The organism is Kribbella sp. NPDC051137 (assembly GCF_040682535.1).
GTDB lineage: Bacteria > Actinomycetota > Actinomycetes > Propionibacteriales > Kribbellaceae > Kribbella > Kribbella karoonensis.
The window spans coordinates 655,692-674,552 of the sequence record NZ_JBFBBI010000005.1; the positions used below are offsets into that span (position 1 = coordinate 655,692).

Consider the following 18,861-nt stretch of genomic DNA (forward strand, 5'->3'; position numbering starts at 1 on the left):
CGTTGCCCGCGTCGATATCTCCACGAACAGAACCCGGCGGATCCGACAGCCCGGATCCGACAACGTTCGCCCACGGTGAAACCGGGCCGGGAATTACTTGCTTACACCCATGGTTGAGCCAGTCAGACTCAATCTTGGAAAAGGGTGTGACAGCGTGACCGATACGTTGAATCTTCCGGTACTGCCGCTGGACGACGTCGTGGTCCTGCCCGGGATGGTCGTGCCGGTCCGACTCGCCGACAGCGAGGCCCGGGCGGCGATCGACGCCGCGCAGGCCGCGGGTCAGGACCAGGTACTCCTGGTGCCGCGACTGGACGGGAAATATGCGAAGGCCGGGACGCTCGGTGAGATCGAGCAGATCGGCCGGCTGCCGGGCGGTGCCCAGGCGGCCGTGATCCGGGGTGCCCAGCGGGTCCGGATCGGCGCCGGGACGACCGGACCGGGTGCTGCGCTCTGGGTGGGCGCGACGGTGATGCACGAGATCACCGACGACCGCTCGGCGGAGCTGGCCCGGGAGTACAAGACCCTGACGACCTCCGTGCTGCAGCGTCGCGGCGCGTACCAGGTCATCGACTCGATCAAGCAGGTGGACGACCCGTCGGAGCTGTCCGACCTGGCCGGCTACGCGTCGTACCTGAGCAACGAGCAGAAGTCCTGGCTGGTGGAGAACGCGAACGTCTCCGAGCGGCTGGAGAAGCTGATCGGCTGGGTGAAGGACCACCTCGCCGAGCTCGAGGTCTCCGAGACGATCCAGAAGGACGTCCAGGAGGGTATGGAGAAGCAGCAGCGGGAGTTCCTGCTGCGCCAGCAGATGGCCGCGATCCGTAAGGAACTGGCCGAGCTGGACGGCAAGGCCGAGTCCGAGGAGGAGGACTACCGGGCCCGCGTCGAGGCGGCCGATCTGCCGGAGCACGTCCGCAAGGCCGCGCTCACGGAGGTCGACAAGCTCGAGCGGACGTCCGACCAGTCCCCCGAGGTCGGTTGGATCCGGACCTGGCTGGACACCGTCCTCGAGCTGCCGTGGAACGAGCGGACCGAGGACAGCTACGACATCCGCGAGGCGCGGGCCGTGCTGGACGCGGACCACGCCGGACTGGACGACGTGAAGCAGCGCATCACGGAGTACCTGGCCGTACGGCGTCGTCGCGCGGACCGTGGTCTCGGTGTCGTCGGCGGCCGCCGCAGTGGCGCCGTACTGGCCCTGGTCGGGCCTCCTGGTGTGGGTAAGACCTCGCTGGGTGAGTCCGTGGCACGGGCGATGGGACGGAAGTTCGTCCGGGTCGCTCTGGGTGGTGTGCGGGACGAGGCCGAGATCCGCGGTCACCGGCGGACGTACGTCGGTGCGCTGCCGGGCCGGGTCGTCCGGGCCATCACCGAGGCCGGTTCGATGAACCCCGTCGTACTGCTGGACGAGATCGACAAGGTGGGCGCGGACTACCGGGGCGACCCGACCGCGGCTCTGCTGGAGGTCCTGGACCCGGCGCAGAACCACACCTTCCGGGACCACTACCTGGAGGTCGAGCTGGACCTGTCCGACGTGGTGTTCCTGGCCACGGCGAACGTGCTGGACTCCATCCCGGCGCCGTTGCTGGACCGGATGGAGCTGGTGCAGCTGGACGGATACACCGAGGACGAGAAGGTCACCATCGCCCGTGACCACCTGCTCCCGCGTCAGCTGGAGCGGGCGGGCCTGACGGCGGACGAGGTGTCCGTCGAGGACTCGGCACTCCGGGTGCTCGCGGGTGAGTACACCCGGGAGGCCGGCGTACGGCAGCTGGAGCGCTCGATCTCGCGCGTACTGCGGAAGGTGACGGCTCGGTTGGCCCTGGGCGAAGACCTCGGTGCGCTGACGGTGGGCGCGGACAACCTGAAGGAGTACCTGGGTTCGCCGAAGTTCACGCCGGAGTCGGCGGAGCGTACGGCGCTGCCGGGTGTGGCGACCGGGCTCGCGGTGACAGGTGCGGGTGGTGACGTGCTCTTCGTGGAGGCGTCGCTGGCCGACAAGGAGACCGGCCCGACCGGAGTCACGCTGACCGGGCAGTTGGGTGACGTGATGAAGGAGTCGGCGCAGATCGCCCTGTCGTACCTGCGCTCGCACGGCGCGGAGCTGGGACTCCCGGTCGGCGACCTCGCCGAGCGGAACGCCCACATCCACGTACCGGCCGGTGCCGTCCCGAAGGACGGACCGTCGGCGGGTGTGACGATGACAACGGCGCTGGCGTCGCTGCTGTCCGGACGGCCGGTCCGTTCGGAGGTCGCGATGACCGGTGAGGTGTCCTTGACCGGACGGGTGCTCCCGATCGGTGGCGTGAAGCAGAAGCTGCTCGCCGCGCACCGGGCCGGGCTCACCACGATCCTGATCCCGAAGCGGAACGAGCCGGACCTGGAGGACGTACCGGCGTCCGTGCTCGCGGAGCTGACCGTTCACCCGGTGAGCGACGTCCGCGAGGTGCTGGACCTGGCGCTGGAGCCGGCCGAGGTGCAGGCACACCAGTACGCCGCATAACGCAGTACGGAGAAGGGCCCGGGCGTGTCGCCGGGCCCTTTCCTCCTTTTGGATGAACTTTGTCCAGCGGCTGTGACTGAACTCATACGCGTGGCCGTAACCCAAACGGGCGATCCCGTAGTCTCTATAACCATGCGCGTCAGGGAAAAGGGCGACCGGGGAGTCGTCCAATCTGTGGTTCTGTTCCTCGGGGTGAGCGTGCTGTCGGGGGCGTTGGCTGCCGGTCTCGCCGTCCCGTTCGCCGGCCTTGCCGGATTCACCACGGAGAAGACCTCCGCGACGCTGCAGGACCTGCCGCAGCAGTTCGACGAAGTACCGCTGAAACAGAAGAGCACGATCCTGGCCGCGGACGGCACGGTGATCGCGACGCTGGCCGAGCAGAACCGGGTGCCGGTGAAGCTCAAGGACGTCGCGCCGATCATGCAGAAGGCGATCGTCGCGATCGAGGACGACCGGTTCTACGAGCACGGCGCGCTGGACCTCAAGGGCACCCTGCGCGCGCTGCTGCAGAACCAGTCCTCGGGCGGCATCCAGCAGGGCGGTTCGAGCATCACCCAGCAGTACGTGAAGGTCAGCCTGGTCGAGAAGGCGAAGACCCCCGAGGAGGTCGCCGCCGCGACCGCCGACACGTACCAGCGCAAGGTCGCCGAGCTGCGGTACGCGATCGCGGTCGAGAAGCAGTACTCGAAGAACGAGATCCTCGAGAAGTACCTGAACCTGGCGAACTTCGGCGACGGCGCCTGGGGCATCCAGGCCGCCGCCCAGCACTACTTCTCGGTGGACGCGAAGAACCTCACGCTCCCGCAGGCCGCGATGCTCGCCGGCCTGGTGAAGAACCCGACGGGCTACGACCCGACCAACAACGCGAAGCGCGCCAAGGAGCGCCGCGACGTGGTCATCCGCCGGATGCTGCAGCTGAACGTGATCTCGGTCGCCCAGGCCAACTCGGCCCTCAAGACCCCGGTCATCGACCCGAACAAGGTCCGCCCCAACAAACTCGGCTGCGCCAACGGCCCGTACCCGTTCTACTGCGAGTACGTCGTCGGTGAACTCGAGAACAACCCGACCTTCGGCAAGACCAAGACCGACCGGTCCAACTACATCAAGACCGCCGGCCTCACGATCAAGACCTCGCTGGACCCGAAGATCCAGGCGGACGCGCAGCGCTCCATCGACACCCACTCGAAGCCGACCGACGACGCGATCGCCGCGATCACGATCGTCGAGCCCGGCACCGGCCTGGTGAAGGCGATGGCGCAGAGCCGGCAGTACGGCAGCAAGCGCGGGCAGACGGCGTACAACTACAACGCCCCGAAGACCTACCAGGGCGGGTACGGCGGCTTCCAGAACGGCTCGACGATGAAGGCGTTCACGATCGCCGCCGCCATTCAGGCGGGTATCCCGCTGAACTACAAGATCAACTCTCCCAGCCCGCTGGACATGGGCGGGATGAAGTACACGACGTGTGACGGCCCGCGGAAGATCCCGGAGGGCTACTCGCCGAAGAACTCCACGCACAACGTTCCGGATCCGACGATGATCCAGGCCGCGCAGAAGTCGACCAACACCTACTTCCTGCAACTGTCGCTCCGGGTCGGCCTGTGCCCCATCGCGAAACTGGCCGGCGACCTGGGGATGTACAACGCGCAGAACCTCCAACCGCTGCAGCAGGTTGCATCGATGACCCTGGGCGTCGACTACGTCACACCGCTGCAGCTCGCGAACGCCTACGCTGCCTTCGCCGCCCGCGGTATGTACTGCTCCCCGTGGGTGGTCACCTCGGTCAAGGACTCGGCAGGCAAGGCGGTCAACCTCCCGGGCGCGAACTGCAAGCAGGTGCTGGCACAGGGGGTTGCCGACGGCGTCAACGCCGTCCTCCACCAGGTCATGGAGCCGGACGGCACAGGCGGCAAGCTGAAGTTCGGCAACAGCGACCTGGCCGGCAAGACCGGAACCATCAACCAGGCAAAGGCCGTTTGGTACGCCGGTTACTCGACGAAGCTCGCCGCGGCCGCGACAGTGGCCGACGCCTCGCTGCCGTACTCGGAATTGGAGGGCCAGACACTCAACGGCAAGCAGATCAACGACGCATCCGGATCCGGCACTGCCGGACCGATCTGGGAAGCCGCGATGAAGGCCGCGCTGCAGGGGTACCCGACCACGCACTTCGTGGCGCCGTCGGACAAGACTCAGCGGGGTGACGTCACGGACCTGCCGTTCGTGAACGGCATGAGCCCGCAGGACGCCTCGAACAAGCTCAAGCAGATGGGCTTCCAGGTCACGATCGCCTCCGGCACGGTGAACTCCGAGGAGACCGCCGGCACCGTCGCCTACACCGACCCGCGCCAACGCGACGGCGCCCCGGCCGGCTCCCTGGTCACGATCTACATCTCCAACGGCAGCAAGAAGAACCAGCCGAGCTCGACCAACACCCCGAAACCCCCGAAGACCACCACCACCATCAACCCGAACTGCCCACCGTGGAACCCGAAGTACCCCAACTGCGGTGGGGGCGGCGGTGGTGGCGGCCGCGGTCACGGTTAAAGCAGAAGGGCCTCGTCCGGCGACGGACGAGGCCCTTTCTCATGCTCCGAGCTGGCGTTTCACCTCGGCGGAGACGACGGCGCCGTCGGCCTTGCCCTTGGTCTTGGGTTGGAGGGCGCCCATGACCTTGCCGATGCCGCGGGGGCCGAGTTCGGCGGCGCCGGTGGCGGCGATGGTTTCGGTGACCAGGGCCTTGATCTCGTCCTCGGTGAGTTGCTCGGGGAGGTACTCGGCGAGGATGTCCGCCTCGGCCTGTTCCTTGTCGGCGAGTTCGGCGCGGCCGGCGTCACGGTAGGCGGTGACGGACTCGCGGCGCTTCTTCGCCTCGGAGCTGAGCACGTCGACGATCTCGGCGTCGCTGAGCTCGCGGGCCTCCTTGCCGGACACCTCCGCCTTGGTGATCGCGGTGAGCGCCATCCGCAGCGTGGACTTGCGGATCTCGTCGCGCGCCTTCAGGGCGGCGGTCATGTCGTCGTGCAGGCGCTGCTTCATTCCGGAGTTGGACATACCAGAGATTGTGGCAGGCTGGAGGAATGAGTTTCGCGAGGACCGCCCTGAAGACCACCGCGGCGGTCACAGCGCTCGGAGCCGCCTGTGTCGCGTACGCCGCCGGGATCGAGGTGCGGTGGTACACGCTGCGGCGTTTCACCGTGCCGGTGCTGCCGGAGGGTACGGCGCCGCTGAAGGTGCTGCACCTGTCCGACCTGCACCTGATGCCGACGCAGGAGCGGAAGATCCGCTGGGTGAACGATCTCGCCGCGCTGGAGCCGGACCTGGTCGTCAACACCGGCGACAACATCTCCAACGAGGAGTCGGTCCGTCCGCTGCTCCGGGCGTACGGCGACCTGCTCGACCTGCCCGGCGTGTTCGTGTTCGGCTCCAACGACTACTGGAAGCCACACTTCAAGAACCCGGGCAAGTACCTGCTGCCCGCGAACAAGCAGCGCCACAAGCCGCACGGCCCGGACCTCCCGTTCGAGGAGATGCGCCGCGCGTTCACCGGCGCCGGCTGGACCGACCTGAACAACGCGAAGGCCACGCTCAAGGTGAACGGCCTGCGCCTGGACTTCGCCGGCACCGACGACCCGCACATCAGGCGCGACCGGTACGACGAGGTCGCCGGTGAGGTCGACCCGGCGGCGGACCTGTCGATCGGCGTCACGCACGCGCCGTACCAGCGGGTGCTGAACGGCTTCGTCGGCGACGGGTACCCGCTGGTCCTCGCCGGCCACACCCACGGCGGCCAGCTGGCGGTCCCGGTCTACGGCGCGCTGGTGACGAACTGCGACCTCGACACGTCCCGCGTGAAGGGCCTCTCGACCTGGGGATACAACGGCCGCCAGGCCGATCTGCACGTCTCGGCGGGCCTCGGTACGTCGCCGTACGCGCCGGTCAGATTCGCCTGCCGGCCGGAGGCGACGCTGCTCACTCTGGTGCCCCGGACAAACCCGATTTCGTCCGGACGCTGAGCCCATGTAAGCTACTCGCGACTTCGGGCTGTGGCGCAGCTTGGTAGCGCGCTTCGTTCGGGACGAAGAGGTCGCAGGTTCAAATCCTGTCAGCCCGACCACCATTGAGGGTCAGTCACTGCGGTGACTGACCCTCAGTGCGTTCGGACGTGTCTCGGAGGTGCGGGGTTGAGCGGGGCCGATCACTACGAGGTGCTGAACGTCGAGCGCTCGGCCAGTGCGGCGGAGATCAAGTCGGCGTACCGGAAGATGGCCCTGAAGGTGCACCCGGACCAGGGCGGCAACGCGGCGCTGTTCCGGCTCGTGCAGGAGGCGTGGAGCACGCTCTCGGATCCGGCGAAGCGGGCCGCGTACGACCGCTCTCTCGCCGGCCACGCGACCCCACCGCCGCCCCCGCCGGCGCCCGAGCCACCGCGGCAGCCTGAACCGCAATGGACCTGGTCGACCGACCAACCGTGGTCCAGCGAGCCGTCCGGCCCGGACCCGGTGCGGCCGGACGGCGTCGGCCCGGTGCTGATCTACCCGACCTTCGGCCAGTGGCGGATCCCCGCCCTGGTGGCGCTGGTGGGCTGGACCGCCTTGGCCGTCGGCGTCTTCGTCAGCACCGGTGTTCACGATGCCTGGGACGTCGCCCTCGGCGTCGGCGTGGTCGGGATGATCGTCCTCGCGGCTCCGCCCCACTGGAGCCGGCGACTGCCGCTCCGCCTGCTGCTCAAGGTGCTCGGCGTCCTGACCGCAGTCCTGTATCTGCTGATGCTGCTGTTCGCGAAGGACGGGGTGACCGTCCTCGATCGAGTTGTGATCGCCGCACTGGTCGCCGGGCTCGTGATCACCCGCTTCCTGACCGGCCGGTGGTCGAAGTACCACGAGCTGGATCGCGTTATCGATCGGCAGGCGGCGTTCGAGTTCAATCTCTGGGGTAAGCCGGGCGAGCCGCTCGTCGACGACACGCTGGCCGCGTCGATTTCGCCGTACGACGCCTTGCTCCAGCGACGTACGGCGAACCTCCTGGACCCGGTGCTCACCGCGCTGCCCGGGGCGAAGCTGGTGAACGGTGCGCAGCTCGGGGCGATGGTTGTCGACCACCTGCTGCTCAACGGCCACCGTGCCGCGTTGATCGTCTCGATCGTCGGCCCCGGCGGGACGTACTCGCTGGACGCCTACGGTGGCCTCCAGCTCAACGGGCAGCCCTTGCAGAGCCCGGCACCCGCTCTCGAGGCTGCTGTCGAGTCCTGGCGCGGCCGGCTGCGCCAGGTGGACGTCCGCGGCTTCCTGGTCGTTCACCCGGACACGGGCGGCACAGTCCGGACCCAGGACCGTGCTGATGCCAAGGTCACCTGTCTGGCGTCGCAGTCCGCCGCACGCGAGCTGCACGCGTGGCTGCAGCCGGAAGGCAGCAAGGTCTACCGCCAGGTGCTGTACGACATCCTGCACCGCGCACCGTACGGCCTAACCTGAACGTATGCAGCGGGTTGATCTCGGTGAGGTGGAGTACGACGTCGCGGCGAAGGACATGCGCGGCTGGGTCGAGGAGCGGGTCGCGGGGAAGGCCGAGGACCGGCTGTTCCTGCTGAGTCATCCGCCGGTGATCACGTACGGCCCGCGGACGGTCCTCGACGACCTGCCCGCGGAGGCGGCCGGCATTCCGACGGTGGAGGTCGACCGCGGCGGCTTCGCGACGTACCACGGCCCCGGCCAGCTGGTCGGGTACCTGGTCATCGACCTGCACCGGCGCGGCCCGGTGGACGTCGTCCGCTGGGTCGAGAACGGCCTGATCGAGGCGCTCGGCTCGCTCGGGTTCCCGCTGGTACGCCGGGACACGCCGAAGGGCGCGAGCAGCCTGGTCGGGGTGTGGACCGCGGACGGGCGGAAGCTGTGCTCGATCGGCATGCGGATCCGGCGCGGGGTGACCAGCCACGGGTTCTCGGTGAACGTCGCCCCGGACATGACCGTGTTTCACACGTTCACGAGCTGCGGGCTGCACGACGTGACGATGGTCTCGCTCGCGGAGCTCGCGGCCGAGCAGGGTATCGCCGTACCGAGTGAAACCGACGTGCGCGATGCCATCGCTAACTCTCTGGGAGCCCGATAACCTGCGGCAATGAGCCAGGAGGAGGACGGCGACGAGGCCGAAGAGCAGCGTTCGGGACGGTACGACGCCCCGCCGTTGCCGCCGGCACTGATTCTGGCCGTGGTCGGGCTGCTCTGCGGGTTCGCGACCATCGCCGGGATCTGGCTGAGCGAACGCGGCTGCGAGCGGTTCCGCGACACCACGAACTGCGGTGCGCTGGGACTGCCGCTGCTGGTGCTGATCGTGGTCGTCACGATGGTGCTCGGCGGGCTCGCGCTGAGCCGGCTGGCGATGCCGCACCCGCGGCTGATCCCGTTCCTCGGCGTGGCCTTCATGGTCGCGCTGGTCGTCGCGTTCCTCACCGGTCACCTGGACTCGCCGTGGATCATCGCCGTCGTGCCGGTGCTGACCGCGATCACCTTCCTGCTCGCCAATCTCGTCGCCCGACTGCTGGAGCGTGCCGATGCCTGACCTGCCCGTCTACGAGTGCCGCCGGACGGCCACCGCGCCGAACCTGGACGGCACCCTGACCGACCCGGCGTGGGAGTCCGCTGCCTGGACCACCGACTTCGTGCCGATCGCCGACGGCCCGGCGCCGCGGTTCCGGACCCGGTCGAAGCTGATGTACGACGACCAGTACCTGTACGTCGGCGGCGAGCTCGAGGAGCCGCACGTCTGGTCGACGATGACCGAGCACAACAGCCGGCTGTACTTCGAGAACAACTTCGAGCTGTTCCTCGACCCGGACGGCGACGGCCAGAACTACTACGAGTTCGAGATCAACCCGCTCGGCACGATCTGGGAGCTCACGCTGCCCAAGCCGTACGTCGACGGCGGCGTCCCGATCGACCCGACGAACCTGCCCGGCCTGCGGACCGCGATCCACGTCGACGGCACGCTCAACGACCCGTCGGACACGGACAAGGGCTGGACCGTGGAGCTCGCCGTACCGTGGGCGGACCTGGCGGCGTACAACGAAGGGCGCGCCACACCCCCGGACCCCGGGGACGAGTGGCGGATGAACCTGATGCGCTGCCAGTGGCCGCACGAGGTCGTGGACGGCGCCTACGTGAAGGGTGAGGAGATCGAGTTCTGGGTCTGGTCACCGCAGGGAATCGAGGACATGCACCAGCCGTCGACGTGGGGTGTGCTCCGTTTCCAGGGGCCCGTGACACGGCGTTAACACGACCGGGAGACAATGAAGCACGTGAACTTGGGGGGCTCCGGCGAACCACACGGGCTGGAGGCGGACCAGGTCGTCAGCGCGATCGAACGCGCGTGCGAGAGCGACCTGCGGACCGCCCTCCGGCTGGTCGCGCGCTATTCGGCGTACTGGTGGTCGCACGGGCTCCAGGACGAGGCTGCGGCGGCGGCCGAGCGCGTGCTCAGCATGCTCGGCCGGACGGTCCCGGTCGGCCTGGACGAGGAGTACCTGCTGGCCGTGATCCACGGCGCCGCCTCCGCGGAGCAGGAGCAGGTCGAGCTCGCCCAGCAGATCGTCCTCACGGCCACTGGGCCGTTCCAGTACTCCGTGACCGTGCTGCTGTGGTCACTCGTCTTCGGGCCGTTCGAGCCGGCCGAGGTGGTCGACGAGGTGCTGGAGCGGAACGAGAGCGGCGACGCGTGGACACGGGCCGCTGTGGAGCTGTGCCGCGGGTACCCGGGTCTCACGACGCCAGGGCCTCCCGGTGAGGCTGCACAGGCGCTACGTACGGCGCTGGGCCGGTTCCGGATGCTGGAGGACCGCTGGGGCATGTTCCTGGCGCTCACTGCGCTCCGACAGGTCGTTGACGAGCCCCTGGACGTCACTACCGAGGCCCTGGAGCAGGCAGAGCACCTGTGCCTCACTGAGGAGACCGCACTGCTGCTGTGCGAGCGTGCTGACCTCTACCGGCGGCTGGGCAAGCTCGAGGACGCTCACGAGGACTACAGCCGGGCCTTGTCCATCGGTGAGCACGCGGACCTCCCCGAGACCGTGGCAGCTGCCCGGATCGGGCTAGGGCGGGCTCTGCGCGGTTCAGGGAACCTCCCGGCGGCACGGGCGCACCTGTCCGCCGTACTGACGATCCCTGAGCTGCCCGACGCGCACTTCGAGGCGCTGCACGAACTGGCCGCCCTGAACGCGTCCGAAGCGTCGGCGTAGGAGCGGCCGGGATATCCCCGGGCACGACTGTGTGGTCAGCCACATCGCGGCGGGCTGCCGTGCTGGTTAGAGTCGGGAGCGAATCGGACCGACTGCAACGGAGCAGCTGATGGACAAGACGTACGGGTCGCCGCAGGAAGCGGTGGCGGACATCGAGGACGGGGCGAGCCTCGCGGTCGGCGGATTCGGGTTGTCCGGCAACCCGATGGAGCTGATCAGGGCGCTGCACGACAAGGGGGTGTCCGGACTCTCCGTCGTGTCGAACAACTGCGGCGTCGACGGCTGGGGCCTCGGCATCCTGCTCGGCGACAAGCGGATCGCCAAGATGACCTCGTCGTACGTCGGGGAGAACAAGGAGTTCGCCCGGCAGTTCCTGCACGGCGAGCTCGAGGTCGAGCTGACGCCGCAGGGCACGCTGGCCGAGAAGCTGCGCGCGGGCGGCTGCGGGATCGCGGCCTTCTACACGCTGGCCGGCGTCGGCACCCAGGTCGCCGAGGGCGGCCTGCCGCAGAAGTACAACTCCGACGGGTCGGTCGCGAAGGCGTCGGAGCCGAAGGAGACCCGGGAGATCAACGGGACGACGTACGTCCTGGAAGAGTCGATCACCACCGACTTCGGGCTGGTGCACGCGCTCAAGGGCGACACCCACGGGAACCTGGTCTTCGACCGCAGCGCGCGGAACTTCAACCCGCTGGCCGCGATGGCAGGCCGGGTGACGATCGCGCAGGTCGAGGAGCTGGTCCAGCCTGGTGAGCTGGACCCGGACTCGATCCACCTGCCGGGCGTCTACGTGCAGCGTGTCGTTGCTGTCGGCAAGGACATCGAGAAGCCGATCGAGAAGCGTACGGTCCAACCCCGGAAGGATGCCTGAGATGCCGTTGACGCGTGAGCAGATGGCGGCCCGGGCCGCGGCCGAGCTCGAGGACGGGCAGTACGTGAACCTCGGCATCGGGCTGCCGACCATGGTGCCGAACTACATCCCGGAGGGCGTCACGGTCGTCCTGCAGTCCGAGAACGGGATCCTCGGCGTCGGGCCGTACCCGGTCGAGGGCGAGGAGGACCCGGATCTGATCAACGCCGGCAAGGAGACCGTCACGACGTTGCCCGGGGCATCGTTCTTCGACTCGGCGCTGTCCTTCGGGATGATCCGCGGCGGCGCGATCGACGCCGCGATCCTGGGTGCGATGCAGGTGTCGGCGACCGGCGACCTGTCGAACTGGATGATCCCCGGCAAGATGGTCAAGGGGATGGGTGGCGCGATGGACCTGGTGCACGGCGCCAAGAAGGTGATCGTGCTGATGGAGCACGTCGCCAAGGACGGCTCGCACAAGATCCTCGCGGAGTGCGACCTGCCGTACACGGGCCGCGGGGTGGTCAACCGGATCATCACCGATCTCGCGGTGCTCGACGTGACCGACGACGGCCTGCGACTGGTGGAGCTCGCCGAAGGCGTCACGTTCGACGAGCTCCAGGAGAAGACCGGGGCGCCGATCAAGCAATGAACGCCGTCTCCGGCAGCGCCCGGCGCCAGATCGCCGGCGTCGGGCGGTGCCGGAGGTGCTGGTCGAAGAACGCCGGGACGTAGCTGCGGAGGGCGCGGAGTACCTTGCCCGCGTCCGCCGTACCGACGGTGTTCTCGACAAGGTCCGGCGGGACCGGGAAGAACCGCTGGAACCACGGGATCAGGGCCTGGTGGTCGACGAAGCTGTAGTGCCGGCCGTCGGGGAGGTTCAGGTCGCGCTTCCAGCCGTTCGAGTTGTTCCAGAACAGGCCCCAGGACGGGTCCGTGCGGTGGTCGTGCGGGCCCGGGCCGATGGCGCCGGAGCCCATCAGGAGGAACGGGCGGCCGGTGCCCTTCGCGACGGTCGGGCAGTCGGCCGGGTCGTCGTACCCGTAGCCGAGTTCGCCGTCGAGGTCGATCGCGGCGCGGATCCGCGGGTCGCCGACGAGCAGGTCGATCGAGCTGAGCCCGCCGGCCGAGTGGCCGTACGCGCCGATCCGGTGCAGGTCGAGGACCGTGCCGAGGCCGGGCGGGAGGTGGCGCCGGTCGGCGTCGGGGTTGTCGCCGCGGGCGAGCTGCTCGAGACAGTCGAGGACGAACCGCAGGTCGTCGTAGCGGGTGCTGCGGGCGCGGAGGGCGTACGGCGCGGGCGGGAGGGTCTGGAGTGCGACGCGCCCGCCGGGGAACTCGACGGCGGCGGCCTCGTACGTGTGGTCCACGGTGACGACGACGTACCCACGGCTGGCGAGTTCGGCGACGCTGATCGACGCGAGGCCACGGGGTACGCCGAACCCCGGCGAGAACAACACCACCGGCCGCTTCCCGGGCAGCACCGGGGCCAGCAGACCCGCGTGGCTCCGCGCTCCCACCCAGTCCACAGTCCCCACAGGCTGCTGGAGCGCGATCGCCGCGCCCTCGGCGTACACCTCGGCGGTCAGCGGCGGCAGGTACGCCGCAGGCGCCGTCCGCCGCGCCGCCGGATACCAGACGCTGACCATCAGCTCCCGGTCCCGCCCACCCACGAACGGATCCTCCCGCCCCCGATCCACGAGATGGAGCTCCGTGGTCCCAACAGGAAACACCCCAGTAGGCCGAGGCAGCCGAACCGGCACTCCCGCCGCCGAACCACCTGGGGCGGGCGTGGCTTCTCCTCCCCTCTCGAGTGAGGCGCCGAAGGCGCCGAGCGGTGTCAGGAGGACTGAGGTCAGGAGCGATCGGCGGTTGAGCATGGACTGAGTGTGTACGGATGTGGACTGTCCGTTCAGCTGGCGAAAGAAACCTGTGATCCTTGCCGAAAGTCGGGTATTACGGGACCCGTGGAGTTGGATGTGCTGGTCATCGGCGGAGTAGGCATCGACACGATCGTGCGGGTGCCGAGCCTGCCGTTGGCGGATGTGGACACGGTTCCGGTGGAGCCGATCGAGACATACCTGGCGCACACCGGGCACGGTGTCGCGCTCGGCTGCCACCTGCTCGGGCTGAACGCCGGGCTGGTGGACGTGATCGGCGACGACCCGGAGGGCGCGCGGATCCGGCGTGCGTACGAGGAGCTCGGCATCCCGTTGCGCGTCGTCCTGCACCCGAGCGGCACCCGCCGGTCGGTCAACCTGGTCGCCCCGGACGGCCGCCGGCTGTCGATGTACGACGCCCGGCACCCGGCCGGCCTGCGCGTCGACCCGAACCTCTGGCGCCCGCTGATCCGCCGCGCCGAGCACGTGCACGTCTCGATCATGGACTTCGCCCGCGACGCGCTCGGGGACGCGATCGCCGCGGACCGCTCGATCTCCACCGACCTGCACGACTGGGACGGCCGCAACGACCACCACAAGGACTTCGCGACCGCGTCCGACATCGTGTTCGTGTCGAAGGCCGCGCTCCCCGACGACGGCGTCGAGTGGATCCTCGCCAACGGTCGCGCGGACGTCGTGGTCGCGATGGCCGGCGCCGACGGCAGCTACCTGCACGTCCGCGGGGAGAAGGTCCGGCACTTCCCCGCGATCGACCTCCCCGACCGCCCGATCGTCGACACCAACGGCGCCGGCGACGCGTACGTGGCCGCCTTCCTGGCCCGCTACCTCGACGGCGCCCCCTGGCCCGAAGCCGCCCGAGCCGCCACGATCGCCGCCGCCTGGTCCTGCACCTCCCCCGGCACCCACACGAACCTGATCACCGCCGAATCCCTGGCCCTCCTGACCCGCCAACTGTCCTGATCCGTCGAGCTCACGTTCGCGTCATCGGCGGATGGAGAGTCGTGGCAGTGCCGCGATGGAAGAGTTGGGCGGGGCGTCCGCCGTCGCGGGTTGTGGTGGCGCCTGCCGGTGCGACGAAGTCGGGGGTCTTGGTCACCTTGCGGTGGAAGTTGCGCGGGTCGAGCGGCGTACCCCAGACGGCCTCGTAGACCCCCCGGAGCTCCGAGATCGTGAACTCCGGCGGGCAGAACGCGGTCGCGAGCGGTGAGTACTCCAGCTTCGCGCGGGCCCGTTCCACACCGTCGGTGAGGATCCTCCCGTGGTCGAACGCCAGCTCGCCCGCGTCCCGTACGTCGATCCAGCCGGCGGATGCCGCGTCCGATCCGGCCACCGGGACGGGCAGATCCGGGACGAGCGCCAGGTACGCGACGCTCACCACCCGGCCACGCGGGTCGCGGTCGGGAGCGCCGTACGTCGCGATCTGTTCGAGGTGGATGCGCTCCGCCGACAGGCCGGTCTCCTCCGCCAGCTCGCGGCGGGCGGTCGTCTCCAGGTCCTCGTCCGGCCGCACGAACCCGCCTGGCAGCGCCCACTGCCCGACGTACGGCGGGATGCCGCGGCGGATCAGCAACACCTGCAGCCGGCCGTCGCGGACGGTCAGGATGACCAGGTCGGTAGCCAGCCCGAGCGGCACGAAATCCATACCGACCACTCTAATCGTCACCTTGACGAGAAGTCACCTCGACCCTTATCGTCATACTGACGACAAGGAGAGCAAGAGATGGCAGACATCACCCGGTTCCGCCTCATCAACCACCTGCGGGCCAACCCGACCACCCACGTGCGGCACCTGCGGAACGGCAAGCTTGCGCACGACGGCGCCGGCCAGGCGTTCTGGTTCCGGGCGCTGAACTCGTCGCTCAGCGAGATCCCGATCGACGACCGCGAGCAGCCGCTGCTGTTCCACGGGCGGACACAGGACTTCCAGGACGTCGCTGTGCAGGCCACCGTCACGTACCGGGTGACCGACCCGGCGCTGGCCGCGAGCCGGCTGGACTTCGGCATCGACCCGAACACCGGGCAGTGGCGGTCGACCCCGCTCGAACAGCTCGGCGGTCTGCTGACCGAGCTGGCCCAGCAGACCGCGCTCGACCTGCTGGCCCGGATGACGCTGACCGAGGCGCTGTCCGAGGGCATGACCGCGCTGCGTACGGCGGTCGGCACCGGGCTGCGCGAGGACGCGCGGCTCACCGGGCTCGGCATCGGCGTCGAGGACGTCCGCGTGGTCGCTGTCCGTGCGGAGCGAGACGTCGAGAAGGCACTGCAGACCCCCACCCGCGAGATGGTGCAGCAGGCGGCGGACAAGGCGACGTACGAACGGCGCGCGCTCGCCGTCGAACGCGAACGGTCGATCGCGGAGAACGAACTGCAGAACCAGATCGAGCTCGCCCGCCGCGAGGAGCAGCTCGTCAACCAGCGCGGGCAGAACGAACGGACCCGCGCCACCGAGGCCGCGGCCGCCGGCCAGATCGAGACCCACGCCGCGGCCGGCCGGCAGCGTGCACTGGCCGAGGCCGAAGCCGACGCCAAGCGCGTGATCGGTGCGGCGGAGGCGGCCGCCGAGAAGGCGTTGCTGGACGCGTACGCCGAACTCGACCAGGGCACGATCCTCGCGATGGCGATCAAGCAGGGCGCGCTGCCGGAGATCGGCACGCTGAACCTGACGCCGGACCTGATCACGCCGCTGCTGACCAAGCTGACCGAGCAGCGATGAGCCTCCCGCCACGGGCTGTGGTCGTCCATCGGGCCACCGAGCTCACCGAGCTGATCGCTCGGCACGGGACGCGCCAGCAGGCCGGGTTCTTCCTCGCCGGGCGCGGGCGGGACCTGGCCGAGCTGGACGCGCGGCACCAGGCGCAGCAGGAGGCGCTGGCGACGGTGTCGGCCGCCATCCCGCTGGACTGGCGCCGCGCGGTTGCCGAGCGCAACGATCTCGACAGGTTCGGGTTCGGGCCGGAGGACGTGGTGATCGCGGTCGGCCAGGACGGGCTGGTCGCGAACGTGGCGAAGTACCTGGACGGGCAGCCGGTGATCGGCATCAACCCTGAGCCGTCGCGGAATCCTGGCGTACTCGTCCCGCACGAGCCTGCGGCGATCGCGGACCTGCTGTCCTGCACGAGCGTTGCCGAACAAACGATGGTTGCCGCGAGCACCGATGATGGTCAGCAGCTGCTGGCCCTGAACGAGGTGTACGTCGGGCACCGTACGCACCAATCCGCGCGTTACCGGCTGGCCTCCCCGGACGGGCGGCCCGAGCGGCAGTCGTCGTCCGGGATCCTGGTCGGCACCGGCACCGGGTCGACCGGCTGGTGCCGCTCGGCGTGGCAGGAACGGCGCAGCCCGCTCGCTCTGCCGGCGCCGACCGACCCGGTGCTGTGCTGGTTCGTCCGCGAGGCCTGGCCGTCACCGGCGACCGGTACCGACAACACCGAAGGGTTGCTCAAGGCACCGGACTCGTTGACGATCACCGCCGAGTCGGACCTGGTGGTGTTCGGTGACGGCATCGAGTCCGACACCTTGAGCGTCGGCTGGGGTCAGCGGATCGAGGTCGGCGTCGCCGCGGTGAAGTTGCACCTGGTGCTCTGAATCGTCGCGTGCCAAGCGGAGTACAGCCGTCGCGCCGAGCCGCCGATCGGACCGACCGCGTCGAACACCGCGCCCCGGCCGGCCGGCTTCGCGTCCGCGATCGCGGCGACCGCCTGCTCGGGAGCGTCGATCGTCGACGAGCAGACGCTCAGGATGTAGTCCGGCACCTGCAGCTTCGGATCCACACAACCGACCAGCGGTACGCCGACCGCGGCGACGATCGGGAACACGGTGCCGGGGATCCCGACCGCGCACTCCGCGGTGGCCGACTCCGGGACCGAGCCGAGCGCGCTGATCTCGTACTGGTCCCAGAGCGTCCGGTCCTCGCGCGGGTGCAGGCCGACCACGATGTGCTTGCCCGCGGCCTGCAGCTTCGCGGCGGCGTCGAGCAGGAGCTGGGTGCCGGGCGCGGCGTTGCCGGTCTGGTCGGGGTGCGTGACGCTGGTGAGCACGAGCACCCGGTCCTTCTGCGGGGCGTAGGCCGGCAGGTTGTCGGTTTGTGCCGATCCGACCATCCGGACGTGCCGCTTCCAGCCGAGGTACTTCGCGAACACGTCCGACTCCGCGGGCGACGCCGCCGTCACCAGCTCGAGCCGCGACCGGAACTCCTTCGCGCGCGGTGCTTCCACCGGCTTCAGGTACGCGAGCGAACTGGCCGCCATCGGGAGCCGCTTCAACGCCACCGCGACATCCGCGGGCCAGGGCTCGGCGCCGTTCACCACGAGTAGATCAGCCTGCGGTACGTCGTTCAACGTCGCGACCCGCACCGGATCACCCGGCTTGATCTGGGAGAGATCCGGCACGACCTGAACCAGCTCCCAGCCACGCCGCTGAGCCTCGGCCAGCAGAGGCTGAGCGTGATAGGTCCCCCACGGCTCGTTGGTTGCCAACAGCACCCGCGTCGGCCGCGGCCGAGCCGCCGACGACAATCCCGGCGTCGCCGCCAGCCCGATCCCCAGAGCCCCAGCCTTCAAAATCGTCCGTCGCGTCGTGATCATGCGCGCGAGGGTACGAACCCTGGGTGAACGCGCGCTAGACCTCTTTCGACGGCTGGATGATCAGGCGCGGGAGGTTGACGTTGCGAGGGCGGCTCACGACGTACGCGATCAGCTCGGCGACCTCCGCGACCGGGACAGCCGGCAGGTTGGTGCGGAGTTCGTCCACCATCGTCCGGAGTTCGGCCGGGAAGGCGTCGGCGAGCTCGGTGCCGTCGATCATGCCCGGCTCCAGGTCGGTGACGCGGATGCCTTCGGGAGCCAGTTCGGCGCGCAGCGCGCGGGTCAGGTGGCTGACGGCAGCCTTGGTCGCGCCGTACGTCGCCATGCCCGGGTTGATCCGGTCGCCCGCGAGGGACGACACGTTGATCAGATCCGTCGTACGGGTCGCGGCCGAGCGCCTGAGCGCGGGAAGGAACGCATGCGTGACGTTGACGACGCCGGTCAGGTTCACGTCGACGGTACGCCGCCAGTCGTCGAGCGGGCCGTCCGCGAACGGCACGACGTGCATCAGGCCGGCGTTGTTCACCAGCAGGTCGAGGTCACCGAAGTGCTGCTGTACGTTGGCAGCGGCCGCGGCGACGGATTCCGGCGAGGTGACGTCGGCCGGTACGACGAGCGCCGTACCGCCGGACTCGACGATCTCCGCGGCGACCTTCTCGAGGCGGTCGCGGCGCCGGGCGAGGAGCGCGACGGAGGCGCCGTCGGCGGCCAGGCGGAGGGCGATGGCGGCACCGATTCCGCTGGCGGCGCCGGTGACGAGTGCGATGCGATTGGTCATGGGTTCACCTTGCTGC

The 18,861-nt window shown here is 69.4% G+C and carries 18 protein-coding genes and 1 tRNA gene; 14 read left to right on the forward strand and 5 right to left on the reverse strand.

The annotated features are described in order from the left end of the window. The first annotated feature begins 154 nt into the window (after window positions 1-154). Entirely contained in the window at window positions 155-2,506 is a 2,352-nt protein-coding gene (gene lon, locus AB0M51_RS29095) for an endopeptidase La (protein ID WP_344189412.1), read from the forward strand. Between the two features lie 132 nt (window positions 2,507-2,638). Further along, a complete protein-coding gene (locus AB0M51_RS29100) occupies window positions 2,639-5,050 on the forward strand; it encodes a transglycosylase domain-containing protein (protein ID WP_344189410.1) in 2,412 nt (803 codons plus the stop codon). A 39-nt stretch (window positions 5,051-5,089) separates the two neighbouring features. On the opposite strand, the gene AB0M51_RS29105 is transcribed toward AB0M51_RS29100, so the two are convergent. Further along, entirely contained in the window at window positions 5,090-5,557 is a 468-nt protein-coding gene (locus AB0M51_RS29105; RefSeq protein WP_344189408.1) for a GatB/YqeY domain-containing protein, read from the reverse strand. Window positions 5,558-5,583: 26 nt separating this feature from the next. Here AB0M51_RS29105 and AB0M51_RS29110 point away from each other — a divergent pair, with 26 nt between their 5' ends. The 9 genes from AB0M51_RS29110 (at window position 5,584) to AB0M51_RS29150 (ending at window position 12,235) form a co-directional block, all read left to right on the forward strand. Then, a complete protein-coding gene (locus AB0M51_RS29110) occupies window positions 5,584-6,519 on the forward strand; it encodes a metallophosphoesterase (protein WP_344189407.1) in 936 nt (311 codons plus the stop codon). 24 nt (window positions 6,520-6,543) lie between these two features. Next, window positions 6,544-6,620 (forward strand) — tRNA-Pro (locus tag AB0M51_RS29115). A 67-nt stretch (window positions 6,621-6,687) separates the two neighbouring features. Further along, on the forward strand, window positions 6,688-7,977 hold the full coding sequence (locus AB0M51_RS29120; RefSeq protein WP_344189405.1) for a J domain-containing protein: 1,290 nt from the start codon (window positions 6,688-6,690) through the stop codon (window positions 7,975-7,977). A 4-nt stretch (window positions 7,978-7,981) separates the two neighbouring features. Beyond that, window positions 7,982-8,611 (forward strand): lipoyl(octanoyl) transferase LipB, encoded by a 630-nt coding sequence (lipB, locus tag AB0M51_RS29125; protein WP_344189403.1) that lies wholly within the window; start codon window positions 7,982-7,984, stop codon window positions 8,609-8,611. A 9-nt stretch (window positions 8,612-8,620) separates the two neighbouring features. Continuing rightward, window positions 8,621-9,061: a hypothetical protein gene (locus AB0M51_RS29130; RefSeq protein WP_344189401.1), complete on the forward strand. Its 441-nt coding sequence runs from the start codon at window positions 8,621-8,623 to the stop codon at window positions 9,059-9,061. Continuing rightward, window positions 9,054-9,773, forward strand: coding sequence for a carbohydrate-binding family 9-like protein (locus tag AB0M51_RS29135; protein WP_344189399.1), 720 nt, complete (start codon window positions 9,054-9,056; stop codon window positions 9,771-9,773). Before AB0M51_RS29130 ends, AB0M51_RS29135 begins: the two co-directional genes overlap by 8 nt. 24 nt (window positions 9,774-9,797) lie before the next feature. Further along, on the forward strand, window positions 9,798-10,733 hold the full coding sequence (locus AB0M51_RS29140; protein ID WP_344189397.1) for a tetratricopeptide repeat protein: 936 nt from the start codon (window positions 9,798-9,800) through the stop codon (window positions 10,731-10,733). A gap of 109 nt (window positions 10,734-10,842) precedes the next feature. Next, a complete protein-coding gene (locus tag AB0M51_RS29145; RefSeq protein WP_344189395.1) occupies window positions 10,843-11,604 on the forward strand; it encodes a CoA transferase subunit A in 762 nt (253 codons plus the stop codon). Window position 11,605: 1 nt separating this feature from the next. Continuing rightward, the gene (locus tag AB0M51_RS29150; RefSeq protein ID WP_344189392.1) at window positions 11,606-12,235 is read left to right on the forward strand and encodes a CoA transferase subunit B; all 630 of its coding nucleotides are present in this window, start codon (window positions 11,606-11,608) and stop codon (window positions 12,233-12,235) included. Here AB0M51_RS29150 and AB0M51_RS29155 read toward each other — a convergent pair. Next, the gene (locus AB0M51_RS29155) at window positions 12,225-13,463 is read right to left on the reverse strand and encodes a hypothetical protein (RefSeq protein ID WP_344189388.1); all 1,239 of its coding nucleotides are present in this window, start codon (window positions 13,461-13,463) and stop codon (window positions 12,225-12,227) included. The genes AB0M51_RS29150 and AB0M51_RS29155 overlap by 11 nt on opposite strands. Window positions 13,464-13,550: 87 nt before the next feature. Between AB0M51_RS29155 and AB0M51_RS29160 the strand changes: the two genes are divergently transcribed. Then, a complete protein-coding gene (locus AB0M51_RS29160) occupies window positions 13,551-14,444 on the forward strand; it encodes a carbohydrate kinase family protein (RefSeq protein ID WP_344189386.1) in 894 nt (297 codons plus the stop codon). Between the two features lie 10 nt (window positions 14,445-14,454). Here the strand turns inward: AB0M51_RS29160 and AB0M51_RS29165 are convergent, their stop codons facing one another. After that, window positions 14,455-15,126 (reverse strand): NUDIX domain-containing protein, encoded by a 672-nt coding sequence (locus AB0M51_RS29165; protein ID WP_344189384.1) that lies wholly within the window; start codon window positions 15,124-15,126, stop codon window positions 14,455-14,457. A gap of 78 nt (window positions 15,127-15,204) precedes the next feature. Between AB0M51_RS29165 and AB0M51_RS29170 the strand changes: the two genes are divergently transcribed. Next, window positions 15,205-16,197: an SPFH domain-containing protein gene (locus AB0M51_RS29170; protein ID WP_344189382.1), complete on the forward strand. Its 993-nt coding sequence runs from the start codon at window positions 15,205-15,207 to the stop codon at window positions 16,195-16,197. Further along, entirely contained in the window at window positions 16,194-17,069 is an 876-nt protein-coding gene (locus AB0M51_RS29175; protein ID WP_344189380.1) for a hypothetical protein, read from the forward strand. The genes AB0M51_RS29170 and AB0M51_RS29175 overlap by 4 nt, the downstream gene beginning before the upstream one ends. Here the strand turns inward: AB0M51_RS29175 and AB0M51_RS29180 are convergent. Both AB0M51_RS29180 and AB0M51_RS29185 read right to left on the reverse strand, forming a co-directional pair. Then, window positions 17,018-18,067, reverse strand: a complete 1,050-nt coding sequence (locus AB0M51_RS29180) for a hypothetical protein (RefSeq protein ID WP_344189378.1) — start codon at window positions 18,065-18,067, stop codon at window positions 17,018-17,020. The genes AB0M51_RS29175 and AB0M51_RS29180 overlap by 52 nt on opposite strands. 34 nt (window positions 18,068-18,101) lie before the next feature. Beyond that, a complete protein-coding gene (locus AB0M51_RS29185; protein WP_344189376.1) occupies window positions 18,102-18,845 on the reverse strand; it encodes an SDR family oxidoreductase in 744 nt (247 codons plus the stop codon). Window positions 18,846-18,861 lie beyond the last annotated feature (16 nt).